The organism is Marinobacter salsuginis (genome assembly GCF_009617755.1).
Taxonomy (GTDB): domain Bacteria; phylum Pseudomonadota; class Gammaproteobacteria; order Pseudomonadales; family Oleiphilaceae; genus Marinobacter; species Marinobacter salsuginis.
Window position 1 is genome coordinate 1371432 of sequence record NZ_BGZH01000001.1, and the last position, 12818, is coordinate 1384249.

General features: G+C 57.9%; 12 protein-coding genes and 1 other RNA gene. 5 read left to right on the forward strand and 8 right to left on the reverse strand.

Going from position 1 to position 12818, the window contains the following annotated elements; translation table 11 throughout:
• Positions 1-142 precede the first annotated feature (142 nt).
• The 4 genes from dapB to grpE form a co-directional block, all read right to left on the reverse strand.
• The gene (dapB, locus tag GJU83_RS06345; protein ID WP_069181920.1) at positions 143-943 is read right to left on the reverse strand and encodes a 4-hydroxy-tetrahydrodipicolinate reductase; all 801 of its coding nucleotides are present in this window, start codon (positions 941-943) and stop codon (positions 143-145) included.
• 26 nt (positions 944-969) lie between these two features.
• Positions 970-2100 (reverse strand): molecular chaperone DnaJ, encoded by a 1131-nt coding sequence (dnaJ, locus tag GJU83_RS06350; RefSeq protein ID WP_069181921.1) that lies wholly within the window; start codon positions 2098-2100, stop codon positions 970-972.
• A gap of 78 nt (positions 2101-2178) precedes the next feature.
• The gene (gene dnaK, locus GJU83_RS06355) at positions 2179-4104 is read right to left on the reverse strand and encodes a molecular chaperone DnaK (RefSeq protein WP_069181922.1); all 1926 of its coding nucleotides are present in this window, start codon (positions 4102-4104) and stop codon (positions 2179-2181) included.
• 92 nt (positions 4105-4196) lie between these two features.
• Positions 4197-4799, reverse strand: coding sequence for a nucleotide exchange factor GrpE (gene grpE / locus GJU83_RS06360; protein ID WP_069181923.1), 603 nt, complete (start codon positions 4797-4799; stop codon positions 4197-4199).
• 255 nt (positions 4800-5054) lie between these two features.
• Between grpE and recN the strand changes: the two genes are divergently transcribed.
• Positions 5055-6734, forward strand: coding sequence for a DNA repair protein RecN (recN, locus tag GJU83_RS06365; RefSeq protein WP_153633942.1), 1680 nt, complete (start codon positions 5055-5057; stop codon positions 6732-6734).
• A 94-nt stretch (positions 6735-6828) separates the two neighbouring features.
• Here the strand turns inward: recN and fur are convergent, their stop codons facing one another.
• Entirely contained in the window at positions 6829-7239 is a 411-nt protein-coding gene (gene fur / locus GJU83_RS06370; RefSeq protein WP_069181924.1) for a ferric iron uptake transcriptional regulator, read from the reverse strand.
• Between the two features lie 122 nt (positions 7240-7361).
• Here fur and GJU83_RS06375 point away from each other — a divergent pair, with 122 nt between their 5' ends.
• On the forward strand, positions 7362-7688 hold the full coding sequence (locus GJU83_RS06375; protein WP_069181925.1) for an outer membrane protein assembly factor BamE: 327 nt from the start codon (positions 7362-7364) through the stop codon (positions 7686-7688).
• On the opposite strand, the gene GJU83_RS06380 is transcribed toward GJU83_RS06375, so the two are convergent.
• The 3 genes from GJU83_RS06380 to GJU83_RS06390 form a co-directional block, all read right to left on the reverse strand.
• Positions 7682-7972, reverse strand: coding sequence for an RnfH family protein (locus GJU83_RS06380; protein WP_069181926.1), 291 nt, complete (start codon positions 7970-7972; stop codon positions 7682-7684). The two genes, GJU83_RS06375 and GJU83_RS06380, sit on opposite strands and share 7 nt — an antisense overlap.
• Positions 7969-8415 carry a type II toxin-antitoxin system RatA family toxin gene (locus GJU83_RS06385; protein WP_069181927.1) on the reverse strand — a complete coding sequence of 149 codons (447 nt, stop codon included), beginning with the start codon at positions 8413-8415 and terminating at the stop codon, positions 7969-7971. The genes GJU83_RS06380 and GJU83_RS06385 overlap by 4 nt, the downstream gene beginning before the upstream one ends.
• A gap of 72 nt (positions 8416-8487) precedes the next feature.
• Positions 8488-10110, reverse strand: coding sequence for a sodium-dependent transporter (locus tag GJU83_RS06390; RefSeq protein WP_069181928.1), 1623 nt, complete (start codon positions 10108-10110; stop codon positions 8488-8490).
• Between the two features lie 200 nt (positions 10111-10310).
• On the opposite strand from GJU83_RS06390, the gene smpB reads away from it, so the two are divergent.
• The 3 genes from smpB (at position 10311) to ssrA (ending at position 12804) form a co-directional block, all read left to right on the forward strand.
• Positions 10311-10790, forward strand: a complete 480-nt coding sequence (gene smpB, locus GJU83_RS06395) for an SsrA-binding protein SmpB (protein WP_064229984.1) — start codon at positions 10311-10313, stop codon at positions 10788-10790.
• 140 nt (positions 10791-10930) lie between these two features.
• Entirely contained in the window at positions 10931-12349 is a 1419-nt protein-coding gene (locus tag GJU83_RS06400; RefSeq protein ID WP_069181929.1) for a WS/DGAT/MGAT family O-acyltransferase, read from the forward strand.
• Positions 12350-12439: 90 nt separating this feature from the next.
• Positions 12440-12804: a transfer-messenger RNA gene (ssrA, locus tag GJU83_RS06405) on the forward strand.
• Positions 12805-12818 lie beyond the last annotated feature (14 nt).

Below are 12818 nucleotides of genomic sequence, written 5' to 3' on the forward strand. Positions count from 1 at the left end.
GCGCAAATTCAGGTTGCAAAAAAGCGAGACGGAGTCTTAACTCGGTCCCGCTTTTTCAGAAACTTTGTGCAAAGGTACGCTTGGTGCAGTCAAACCGCCTTATTGTAAAAAATATGGCGGTTTGTGTCCATGAGAAATGGACTCACTTCAGATCAAGCACATCCTGCATATCATAAAGCCCCGCCGACTTGTCCTTCAGCCACAATGCCGCCCGCATGGCGCCCTTGGCAAAAGTCATCCGGCTGCTGGCCTTGTGAGTCACTTCGATGCGCTCACCCTCGGTGGCGAACAGAACGGTGTGATCGCCCACCACGTCACCGGCACGAATGGTCTCGAAACCGATTTCCTTGCGGGTGCGCTCACCGGTAAAGCCTTCACGGCCATAGACGGCGCATTCTTTCAGGTCGCGACCCAGTGCGTCGGCGACAACTTCGCCCATGCGCAGGGCCGTTCCGGAGGGCGCGTCTTTCTTGTGACGGTGATGTGCTTCGATGATTTCCACATCGTAGTCGTCACCCAGGGTTGCCGCGGCGGTGCGCAGCAGGTTGAGGACTACGTTGACACCCACACTCATGTTCGGGGCGAACACCACTGGCGTTGCTTCGGCGGCCAGAGCCAGCTGCTGTTTTTCGGCGTCAGACATGCCGGTGGTACCAATGACGAGCATCTTGCCGTTGGCCTTGCAGAATTCAGCATTCTCCAGGGTCAGATCCGGAAAGGTGAAGTCGATGAGAACATCGAAATCGTCCTTCACATCGGCCAGGCTTCCGGCCATTTTCACGCCGGTTTTGCCAATACCGGTCATCTCGCCCGCATCGGCGCCGATCAGGCTGCTGCCCGGCTCGACGACCGCAGCGCCCAACTCAAGGCCTTCGGTGCCGTCAACGGCTTCGATCAGGACTTTTCCCATGCGCCCGGCGGCGCCGATGATTGCTACCCTCATGCTCGCGTTCCTTTTTGTCGGGCCGATCAGAATTTCATTTCGTCGAAGAAGCTTTTAACGCCTTCAAACCAGGAGCTCTTCTTCGGGCCATGCTCGGTGCCGTTGCTGCCATCCAGGGTTTTCTGGAACTCTTCCAGCAGTTCTTTCTGGCGTTTGGTGAGGTTCACCGGCGTTTCCACGATCACGCGACACAGCAAATCACCGGCCGGACCACCCCGAACCGGGCTGACGCCCTTGTTACGCAGACGGAACAGTTTGCCGGTCTGGGTTTCCGCCGGAATCTTCAGCTTCACCCGGCCATCCAGTGTCGGCACTTCGAGCTCCCCACCCAGTGATGCATCAACGATGCTGATGGGCACTTCGCAGTACAGGTTCCGGCCATCGCGCGTAAAGATGGAGTGTTCGCGCACTGCGATCTGTACATACAGGTCGCCCGGCGGCCCACCATCGACGCCCATCTCGCCTTCGCCAGAAAGGCGAATGCGGTCGCCGGTGTCCACGCCGGGGGGCACTTTAACCGACAGTGTTTTCTCTTCCTGAACCCGACCCTGGCCATGACAGGCTTTGCACGGGTTCTTGATGATCTGGCCCGAGCCTCGACAGGTCGGACATGCCTGCTGCACCGTGAAGAAACCCTGTTGCATGCGCACCTGACCCATACCCTTACAGGTACCGCAGGTTTCCGGCTGGGAGCCTTTCTCGGCACCGCTGCCGTCGCACACTTCACATTCACGATGCCCCGGAATCTTGATCTGGACCGTCTTGCCTTTTACAGCTTCCTCCAGATCCAACTCCAGGGTGTAGCGCAGGTCGGCGCCACGGGTGTTGCGGCCACGACCACCGCCACCACCGAAGATATCACCGAACACATCGCCGAAAATATCCGAGAAGCTGGCACCGCCGCCTCCGAATCCGCCACCGCCGGCCTGGCCGTCCACGCCGGCATGGCCGAACTGGTCATAGGCAGCCCGCTTGGACGGCTCTGCCAGTACTTCGTAGGCTTCGCTGGCCTCTTTGAACTTGTTCTCGGCTTCGGTGTCGTCCGGGTTACGGTCGGGGTGGTACTTCATGGCGAGCTTTCGGTAGGCTCGCTTGATTTCCTTCTCGTCCGCGTCCCGGGAAATCCCGAGAATCTCGTAATAATCGCGTTTGGCCATGCTTTTAAAACCCTGTTTTTAAACGCGGAAAACGCGGGGAGCTCCCCGCGTTTTCCAACTGCCTGATGTACATCAGATTTACCGCTTGTCGTCGTCTTTGACTTCTTCGAACTCAGCGTCGACGGCGTCGTCAGACTGCTGGCCCTGGGCCTGCTCCTGCCCACCGGCCTGCTGCGCCTGATCAGCCTGATCTGCATACATCTTCTGGGCCAGCTCGGAAGAGACTTCAGTCAGCTTCTGAGTCTTGGCTTCGATGTCTTCCTTGTCGGAACCTTCCAGAGCTTCTTCCAGCTCTTTGATGGAAGCCTCGATAGACTCTTTCTCGCTGTCGCTGACCTTGTCACCGGCATCTTTCAGGGTCTTGCGAACGGCGTGAACCATTGCATCACCCTGGTTGCGCACCTGAACAAGCTCTTCGAACTTGCGATCTTCCTCGGCGTTGGCTTCGGCATCGCGAACCATCTTCTCGATTTCATCATCGTTCAGACCGGAAGAGGCCTTGATCACGATGGACTGTTCCTTGCCAGTAGCCTTGTCCTTGGCGGACACGTTCAGAATACCGTTGGCGTCGATGTCGAAGGTAACTTCGATCTGCGGTACGCCACGGGGTGCCGGCGGAATGTCTGCCAGGTCGAAGCGGCCCAGAGACTTGTTCTGGTTCGCCTGCTTGCGCTCACCCTGAACCACGTGAATGGTCACGGCAGTCTGGTTGTCGTCCGCTGTGGAGAAGGTCTGCGACTTCTTGGTCGGAATCGTGGTGTTCTTCTCGATCAGCGGAGTGGCCACGCCACCCATGGTTTCGATACCCAGGGTCAGCGGGGTTACGTCCAGCAGCAGCACGTCTTTCACGTCGCCAGACAGAACGGCTGCCTGGATCGCAGCACCCATGGCCACGGCTTCGTCCGGGTTAACGTCCTTACGGGCTTCTTTGCCGAAGAACTCTTTAACCTTCTCCTGAACCAGCGGCATACGGGTCTGACCGCCGACCAGGATAACCTCGTCGATTTCACCGGCCTTCATGCCTGCGTCTTCCAGAGCCACCTTACAGGGCTCAAGGCTGCGCTGGACCAGGTCTTCCACCAGGGATTCCAGCTTGGCACGGGTCAACTTCACGTTCATGTGCTTGGGCCCGGACGCATCGGCCGTGATGTACGGCAGGTTCACGTCGGTCTGCTGGCTGCTGGAAAGCTCGATTTTCGCTTTCTCGCCAGCTTCTTTCAGACGCTGCATCGCCAGGGAGTCGCCACGCAGGTCGATGCCGCTGTCTTTCTTGAACTGGTCTGCCAGGTACTCGATGATTTTCAGGTCGAAGTCTTCACCGCCGAGGAAGGTATCACCGTTGGTGGCCAGAACCTCGAACTGGTGCTCACCGTCCACGTCGGCGATTTCGATGATGGACAGGTCGAAAGTACCACCGCCCAGGTCGTATACAGCCACGGTGCGGTCACCGCTCTTTTTGTCCAGGCCATAGGCCAGGGCAGCCGCGGTCGGCTCGTTGATGATCCGCTTTACTTCCAGACCGGCGATCTTGCCTGCATCCTTGGTGGCCTGACGCTGGCTATCGTTGAAGTAGGCCGGAACGGTGATAACCGCTTCGGTCACTTTCTCACCCAGGTAGTCTTCTGCAGTCTTCTTCATTTTCTTGAGAACTTCTGCAGACACCTGCGGCGGCGCCATCTTTTCGCCTTTCACTTCTACCCAGGCGTCACCGTTGTCCGCCTTGGTAATTTTATAAGGCACCATCTTGATGTCTTTCTGAACAACATCGTCTTCGAAACGACGACCGATCAGACGCTTGATGGCGTACAGGGTATTGTTCGGGTTGGTTACCGCCTGACGCTTGGCTGACTGGCCCACCAGGGTTTCACCATCATCGGTGTAGGCGATGATGGACGGGGTGGTGCGATCACCCTCGGCGTTTTCAATTACCTTCACCTTATCGCCATCCATGATGGCAACACAGGAGTTGGTCGTTCCCAGATCGATACCGATAATTTTGCTCATTGAGTCACTCCAATTCTTCTGAATGCTTTCCCGGAGGGGATTAGCCTCCGCTTTCGCTATTTACTGGCTATATTGGCGCTTTAATCGGCTTTTCAAGCCTGCTCATCAATTTTTGGTGCGTCTTCCGCCTTGGCGACCATCACCATGGCCGGCCGCACAACCCGACCATTCAGCAGATAGCCTTTCTGAACCACGGCAACCACACTGTTTGGCTCTGCATCAGGCGCGGGCACCATGGACATGGCTTCGTGCTGCTGGGGATCGAACGGTTCGCCCACAGGGTTAAGCTGCTCAACGTTGAACTTCTTCAGACTGGACATGAACAGATTCAGTGTCATTTCCACACCTTCACGGATGGACGCAACCAACTCGCCCGATTCCTCGTGCCCTTCAGTGCTCTCGACCGCCTTCTCAAGACTGTCCGCAACCGGCAGCAACTCCTTGACGAACTTTTCAAGGGCAAACTTGTGAGCTTTCTCCACATCAATTTCGGCGCGACGCCGAACGTTCTGCATCTCCGCCTGGGAGCGCAGCATCTGCTCCTGAAACTCCTGAACCTGAGCCTTGAGCGCTTCCACTTCGGAGACTTCGCCGTTTTCTCCAGCCTCGCCTTCGGCTGATTGGGCTTCCTCTTTGGCAGCCTCGAGGGCTTCGTTCAGTTCCTCGTGCTCGTTCCGGTTCTCGTCAGTGCTCATGGCTACTCCTGCTTGTTCGAATGCGGCCCACTATCAGTGGCCGGTTAAACATGGGCTCCGGCCGCAGCGAGCCGGAAAATGTCGTTGCGAACGGATATGGGGCCCGCTCTTCAGGTTTCAACCACCAATGCCTGCATTCCTGAAGAAAATCCCATCCGCCGATTTGCAAACAACAAAAACCCTGTATATATTCACAGCAACTGTATACATTCACAGTGTTTTGCCGGTCTCAGGAAAAACGCGGAGGTTATCTGCATGCTGACTCAACTTACGGTTTCCAATTACGCCATCGCCGAACGGGTGGAACTCCAGTTCAACAAGGGCATGACGGCGTTCACCGGCGAGACCGGCGCTGGCAAATCTATCGTACTGGACGCCCTGGGCCTGGCCATGGGCGGGCGCGCAGATGCCGGAGCAGTCCGCCATGGCGCCAAGCGCGCTGATATTACCGCCACCTTCGACGTGTCCGGCATTCCCGAAGCGGGAGACTGGCTCGCCCAGCACGAACTGGATGACGACAACGACTGCATCCTGCGCCGGGTGATCAGCAAGGATGGCCGCTCCCGGGCCTACATCAATGGCCAGCCCTGCCCACTGAACCATTTGAAGGAACTTGGCGGGCTGTTGATGGACATTCACAGCCAGCATCAACATCAGTCGCTGTTACGCAAGGACACCCACCGCAAACTGGTGGACGAGTTTGCCGGCGTTGAAGCCCTGGCCGCCGACACCCGCGAGGCCTGGAAAACCTGGAACCAGATCCGCCAACGGCTGACCGAGCGTCGGCAGAACGCCGACGAAGCGGAGGCCAAGCTGCAACTGCTGCGTTACCAGGTGGAAGAACTGGACCGCCTGGCTCTGGAAGACGGCGAACAGGAACAACTGGAACAAGAGCAGGCGCAACTGAGCCAGGCCGACGCGGTTCTGCACAGCAGCCACCAGGCTGCGCTGCTTTGCACCGAAGATGAGACCAGCGCAGCCGACCTGGTTCGCCAGGCACTGCAACAACTGGAACAGCTTCCCGTGGACGTGCCCGCGCTGGCCGACACCATCCAGATGTTGAACGAAGCCCAGATTCAGATCAGCGAAGCCGGCGACAATCTGCGTCATTTTGTCGAAGATTATGAGGCCGATCCGGCTCGCCTGGCGGAAGTGGAAGAGCGGCTTAGCGCTATTTACCAGATGGCCCGCAAACACCGGATCACACCGGAGGAATTACCGGAATTGCACCAGCGGCTGAGCGCCGAGCTGGCGGAGTTGGACGGCGGCGAAGGCAGCCTGGAACAGCTGGAAGCAGAGCTGGAAAGCCAACGAGCACGTTTCGACGATCTGGCCTGCAAGCTGTCAGAAGCCCGCGCCAAAGCAGCAGCCGAACTCGATCAGCGGGTCGCAGCCGAACTTGCCCAGCTGAGTATGCCCAACATGCAGTTCATTACCCACCTGAATCGCAGCAACGGCGAAGAACCAATGCCCCACGGCCTGGAAGAGATTGAATTCCTGGTTAGTGCCAACCCGGGGCAACCGGCGCGGCCACTGGCCAAAGTGGCCTCCGGCGGTGAACTGTCGCGAATCAGCCTTGCCATCCAGGTGGTGGTAGCCCAGACCTCAACCACGCCGACGCTGGTCTTTGATGAGGTGGACGTAGGCATTGGCGGTGGCACGGCCGAAGTGGTTGGCCGACTGCTCCGGACGCTTGGCAGCAATGGCCAGGTATTGTGCGTTACCCACCTGCCGCAGGTAGCAGCCCAGTGCCATCAGCACCTGTTTGTCAGCAAGTTTACCGAGCAGGATGCAACCTTCTCGAAAATCGAGACGCTGGACGATCACGGCAGAATCAGTGAAGTGGCGAGAATGCTGGGAGGCGTGGACATGACCGAACACACGATCGCTCATGCCCGGGAAATGTTTTCGAAGGGGCAGGCAACCCATCACTGAGCCGCGAGCTACTTTCCACTACCCCTCTCGATCCTGAGAGCTGTTGGGGCGGGCAAAACCCGCCCCTTTTTTCGTCAGGCTGACTGGATCAGGTTCAGGACTTGATGGGCTTTACGTACAAAATCAGGCTGTGATCGACGATTTCGTAACCGTGCTCTTCGGCAATCTTCTTCTGGCGCTCTTCAATGATCTCGTCGACGAACTCGACGACTTCACCAGTCTGGGTGCAAACCATATGGTCGTGGTGATCGTCGCCAGCCATCTCGAACACGGCGTGGCCGCCTTCGAAGTTGTGGCGGAGAACCAGACCCGCCGCCTCAAACTGGGTCAGCACCCGGTAGACTGTTGCCAGCCCCACGTCATCGCCTTGATCCAGAAGCTTCTTGTACACATCTTCGGCACTGAGATGATGCTCTTCCGCAGTCTCCAGGATGTTGAAGATCTTTACGCGTGGTAGCGTCACTTTCAGACCGACTTTTCGTAATTCGGCGTTTTCAGATGACATGTTACTATTCACTCTTTGGTGTGCCTCACGGCTTCCGGTATGATGAAGCCGCCATTGAACGGTCAACCCGTGTCACACCTGCCTCTGGCAGGCGATTTCAAGATAGAGGATTTCCCCCGGCGATGCAAAAGCTCACAGCTCTGATTCTCACTCTCGTTCTATCCGGTTGCGTTTTCCCCGGCGTTTACAAGATCAACGTCCAGCAGGGAAACATCGTTACCGATGAGGAGCTGACGCAGCTGACCGAAGGCATGCCCCGCAGCCAGGTGCACGCCGTGATGGGAACGCCCCTTATGCTTAATCCGGTGGATCCGTCCCGCGAGTACTACGTGTATACGTTCCAGAGAGAGGGTGGAGACATCCAGGAACAAAGAATTATCGTGTACTACGAAGACGACCAGTACGCCTACTACGAGGCCCAACTGCTGGAAGAAACACCGGCTTACTGAGCCTGGTCTTTCTTTTTCGCCCGGTTCAATCGCGCCTGCTTGGGATCGATCTTCAGCGGGCGATACAGCTCCACCCGGTCGCCTTCACGCAATTCGTGGGCGGCCGGATCTTTGATCACCTTTCCGAACACACCCATATCGATGGTGTCAGGATCAATTTCCGGAAAAATATCGGTGATTCCGGACAGCTTGGCGGCCTCAAGAGCAGTCGTTCCCTCTGGCACATTCACCGGAACAATTTCCTGCCGGTCAGGCCTTGCATAGGCCACTTCCACCTGAATCATGCACCCTCCTTCCGGTACAACTCATCGGCACGACGACAGAATGCATCCACCATGGTATTCGCCGCCTGACTGAATACCGGCCCGAAGGTCATCCTTGAGAGCGATCCGGAAAACTCGAACTCCAGCGTAAGGACCACTTTGCAGGCGTTCTCATCCAGGGATTTGAAGTGCCAACGGCCCGTCAGGTTGCGAAAAGGGCCGTCCACCAGATTCATCTCGATTGCCTCTGGCATCAGCAGCTGATTTCGGGTCGTCAACTTGTGGCGAACTCCACCCTTGGCGATCTCCAGGGACGCAGTTATCTGCTCTGGCTCCTGCTCGTGAATTTCCGCTCCCGCACACCAGGGCAGAAACTCCGGGTAACGGGCAATATCGTTGACCAGGTGAAACATGCGCTCGGCGGAGTGCATAACCAAAGCTGTTTTATCAATCTGATGGGGCATTGGAACCGGTTGTCCTGCTTGCAAACACGCTGTGAAAAGGTTGCAGACTTCTGGAAAGGAAGACAGCCTTAATCACACGCTATGATAAAGGATATCGTCCTGTTTTGGGGCTTTTTCGCCTGGCTTACCACCGCCTTCGTCCTTTTCGGACGACTTCTGGTCGGCCGCAGGCGTCGCCCTGTCTCCTTCCGCCTGCTCATCGGATTCTGCTGATGTGCCAGCAGGCGAACGATCGGTCGATGGCGCCTCCTCAACCTCTGAGAGCAAGCTTGCGGGCCGTTCGCACCAGGCCGCCGCATTGCCATTGCTGCAAAGATTGGCCAGTGAAAAGGCCGTGTACTGCACCCCTATCCAGGCGACGACCAGAGGCAGTACAAGGCGCATCACCCAGAACCAGATGCCGGTAAACAGCTTCGGTGCAGCGCCCAGCATGGTACCGGAAAGATGCCTGGTCAGGCACCAGCCTGTAAACAGCGCTACCAGGATGGCTACAAGGGGAATCAGCAAACCACCGGTGACCAATTCCAGCCAGCGGAACAGGGTAGCGCCGCCAACGCGCTGTTCGGCCCAGACATTGAATGAGAGCAGAGAGGCAAGCCCCGCCAGCCACACTGCCAGGCCAATGAGCAACACCGACAGTTTTCTCGGCGCGCCGGTCCACTCCCGGAACCAGCCAACAATCGGCTCAAGCAGATTCAGGGATGTGGTCCAGACAATCAGCACTACCAGCAAAAATACGGCCGCAATCACGAACTGGCTTGCCGGCAAATGGGCCAGAGTGACCGGCATGGAGACGAACAACAGGCTGAAGCCTCGCTCACCGTCAAAGCTGTTGCCGTCGGTCGCAATCGCGAAGATCATCAGGCCTGCCAGGATGGCCACCAGGGTATCCATCAGCACCACCGCCAGAATCGAGCGCTTCAGACGGGTGTGGGAGGTGGTGTAGGAACCCAGTATGGCCCAGACGCCCATGCCGAGACCGAGGGTGAAAAAGGCGTGGAACAGCGCCGCCTTGAGGCTCTCCCAGGACAGATCCTCAGGATGCATTGCCAGGATGTAATCAATGGCGCCGTCGACCCGCCCGTGCCAGGCTGCCAGGGAAAAGAGCACAAGCATCAGCATCAGGGCGCCCGGCACCACCACTCGCAGGGCCCGCTCCAACCCTTTCACCACCCCCTGGGCCGAGACCCACAACACCAGCAACAGAAAAAAGACATGCCAACCCATGAAAACCCGGTATGCCTTGGGGTCGGACACCAGGCCGGCCAGAATGCCGGTTGCCTCCGGCTCGCCGGCACCGGAAAATCGGCCGAGCGCCCCGAAAAACACGTAAGCCAAGGCAATGGCGCCGAACACAGCGGTGAACGAAAGCACCAGGAACGCCGCCAGTATGCTGAGCCGGCCCACCGCCATCCAGGCTCGGGACTGCTTGGCACTGCGGATCAGCCCGTCCATGGCGAGGACAATGCCGTGACGGGCATAGCGGCCAATGGCAGCCTCGGTCACCATCAGCGGCAAGGTAACCAGCAGCAGACAGGCAAGGTAAAGCAGGATGAACAGGCCGCCACCATGCAGGCTGGCCAGGTAGGGGAACTGCCACAGATTGGCAAGCCCCACGGTAGCGCCCACCGCGGCCCAGAAGAAGGTTGATTTTCGGGTAAAGGACCCGATATGTGTCTGATACGGCGTAGGCATTCGCTTCCCTGAGGCCACTGAACAGGTCGGGGAGAAGGTCTGGGCCAGTATTGTAGCTGAAGGATCCCATCGCGCACGAGCCAGAAACCGCCACAACGCTGAATTCGTGACCGGTCTGGCAGTGTTGGGCTACAATGCGCCCTTTGCCGGCTGCAGCAAGGCCGGCCCGTTCATTCGTCCGACCCCGGATTCATTGATTCATGAGCAAGAAAAAACCCGGAACGCCGAGCAACACGATTGCGCTGAACAAGAAGGCGAAGCACGAGTATCACATCGAGGAACGCTTTGAAGCAGGCCTCGCCCTCCTGGGCTGGGAAGTGAAATCCCTCCGCGCGGGCAAGGCCCAACTGGTGGACGCCTATGTGCTGCTCAAGGACGGCGAAGCCTGGCTGCTTGGCTCCCACATTACCCCGCTGATCGCAGCATCCACCCACGTAATCGCGGACCCGACGCGTACCCGCAAACTCCTGCTGCACGCCAAGGAAATTGCCAAGATCGTCGGCAAGGTGAACCAGGCCGGTTACACCTGCATTCCGCTGGCGTTGTACTGGAAAAACAACAAGGTGAAGTGCGAAATTGCCCTGGTGAAAGGCAAGAAGCTGTTCGATAAGCGCGCCACCGAGAAAGAGCGCGACTGGAACCGCCAGAAGCAGCGTATCCTGCGCGAAGCCAACGTTTGATTCCATCCCCCACGAATTAGCAAATACCTGACGCCGGTCATGGCCGGCGTTGGCGGGTATGTCGCATACTCACTCTCTTTGTTCAGAATTCCTACAGGCCTATACTCGGGAACTCTGGTGCAGGGCAAAGGGAGCCGCTTATGTCACCCAAACAGATACCAATGTCTGCCGTGGACCGCGCGTGGCTGCGCATGGACTCACCCCAGAACCCCATGATGATCTGTGGGGTGTGGACTCTGGAGCGCCCGCTTTCAATGAGCCGCTTCCGGCATACGCTGGAGGAGCGATTTCTCTGCTTCGACCGGTTCAGGCAGCGGGTGATAGATACGGGCGACCGGGCCTACTGGCAGGACGACCCGCTGTTTGATCTGGACAACCACCTGCACCGCATCGCCCTGCCAGGCAAGGCCGACAAAGCCGAACTCCAGAAGCTGGTCAGTGACATGAACAGCACCTCGCTGGACTTCCGGCAACCGCTCTGGCAAATGCACTACATTGACAATTACGGCGACGGTGGCGCCCTTCTGATCCGTATCCACCATTGCATTGCCGATGGCATTTCGCTGGTGCGGGTGATGCTGTCACTCACCGACAAAACGCCGGAACCCAGGCTGGGGAAAGTGGCTCGCAAGCGTCGCTCGAAACACCGCCAGAGATTGACCGTCCAGAACTTTCTGCACCGTGCTGTAGACAGCGCGGAAGCCGCCACCAATCAGGCAAAACTGTTTATCCAGTCCGTTCGGGAAGAGCCCAACTACCCGCTGAAACTGGCGACGACCGCCAGTGGCGTGGCTCTGGACCTTCTCAAACTCGGCCTGGCTCCGGTAGAGCCCAAAACCGGTTTGAAGGAACGATTATCCGGACGCAAGCAGGTCGCCTGGGCAGAACCTCTCGATCTTGCCGAAGTGAAAGCCTGCGCCAAGGCCCTGGGCGGCACCATCAACGATGCCCTGCTCTGCACCGTCACCTTGGCTCTTCAGCGACATTTCAAGGCCCACAGGGAAACCATCCCCGAATGCGGAATCCGCGTGGCCGTGCCCTTCAACCTGAGGCCTCTGGATCAACCCATAGAAACCCTCGGCAACAGGTTTGGCCTGGTACTGGTCACGCTGCCGGTGGAAATACGGGACCCACTCATGTGCTTCCGCCAGGTGCAGGAGAACATGAACCGGCTCAAGCGTTCCTATCAGGCACAGGTTACCTACAGCCTGCTTGATATTTTCGGGCGAGGCCCCGATGTTATTGAGCGGCGGGCACTGGATCTGCTCAGCAACAAGGCGTCCGCCGTGCTGACCAACGTGCCCGGCCCCAGAGAGCCTCTGTACCTGGCAGGCAGCAAGGTGACCCAGCCCATGTTCTGGGTGCCGCAGAGCGGCAGTATTGGTATCGGCATGAGTATTCTCAGTTATGCAGGCACCGTGCAGTTCGGCATTACCGTGGACAAAGCCATTCATGCCGACCCCGATGCCGTGATGAGCTACTTCCGGGAAAGCTTCGAGGCCCTGAGCCACGCCGCCCTGGCTGGCCGACACGATGCCATTGAACGCAAGGCAAGCTAGGACTGTAGGTACATCTACAGCCCTGAGAGCACAAAACTGCAACAAACAAACCTTGAAGTCCGGCAAACCGGACACATATACTGAACATAAGGGGACGACATGGCTTCGACGCCGGTGGCGAACCCTTGAGTGCATGTCGAGATGGCAGCCAATCTCGTTAATCCAAAGCTGCAACGCAATAGTCGCAAACGACGAAAACTACGCACTAGCAGCGTAAGCTGCTAGTCGTCCTGACCGGGTCGCCCGTAGCCCGGAAGCAACATCTCAGGACGTCATCGCTTACGGGATGCTCCGTTACCCAGAGTTCACTGGTTAACGGCTAAGATTTAAAGAACTCGGTTCTTGCACCCTGGCTCTCGGGTCGCTTGAACTTAAATCAATAGAGAGACGCTAAACATGTAGACCTCAAGGCTGAGTACTGGCGGACGCGGGTTCAATTCCCGCCGTCTCCACCAAACAACCAAGAGAA

What these genes read in the sequence shown, in the direction of transcription:
- GJU83_RS06380 (WP_069181926.1), bottom strand. Translation starts at nt 7,972, where the DNA reads ATGATTCAGGTGGAAGTGGCCTATGCAAGGCCTGACCGGCAGGAAATT.
- GJU83_RS06385 (WP_069181927.1), bottom strand. Translation starts at nt 8,415, where the DNA reads ATGCCCCATCAGATTGATAAAACAGCTTTGGTTATGCACTCCGCCGAG.
- GJU83_RS06375 (WP_069181925.1), top strand. Translation starts at nt 7,362, where the DNA reads ATGCAAAAGCTCACAGCTCTGATTCTCACTCTCGTTCTATCCGGTTGC.
- smpB (WP_064229984.1), top strand. Translation starts at nt 10,311, where the DNA reads ATGAGCAAGAAAAAACCCGGAACGCCGAGCAACACGATTGCGCTGAAC.
- GJU83_RS06400 (WP_069181929.1), top strand. Translation starts at nt 10,931, where the DNA reads ATGTCACCCAAACAGATACCAATGTCTGCCGTGGACCGCGCGTGGCTG.
- dnaJ (WP_069181921.1), bottom strand. Translation starts at nt 2,100, where the DNA reads ATGGCCAAACGCGATTATTACGAGATTCTCGGGATTTCCCGGGACGCG.
- recN (WP_153633942.1), top strand. Translation starts at nt 5,055, where the DNA reads ATGCTGACTCAACTTACGGTTTCCAATTACGCCATCGCCGAACGGGTG.
- dapB (WP_069181920.1), bottom strand. Translation starts at nt 943, where the DNA reads ATGAGGGTAGCAATCATCGGCGCCGCCGGGCGCATGGGAAAAGTCCTG.
- dnaK (WP_069181922.1), bottom strand. Translation starts at nt 4,104, where the DNA reads ATGAGCAAAATTATCGGTATCGATCTGGGAACGACCAACTCCTGTGTT.
- grpE (WP_069181923.1), bottom strand. Translation starts at nt 4,799, where the DNA reads ATGAGCACTGACGAGAACCGGAACGAGCACGAGGAACTGAACGAAGCC.
- fur (WP_069181924.1), bottom strand. Translation starts at nt 7,239, where the DNA reads ATGTCATCTGAAAACGCCGAATTACGAAAAGTCGGTCTGAAAGTGACG.
- GJU83_RS06390 (WP_069181928.1), bottom strand. Translation starts at nt 10,110, where the DNA reads ATGCCTACGCCGTATCAGACACATATCGGGTCCTTTACCCGAAAATCA.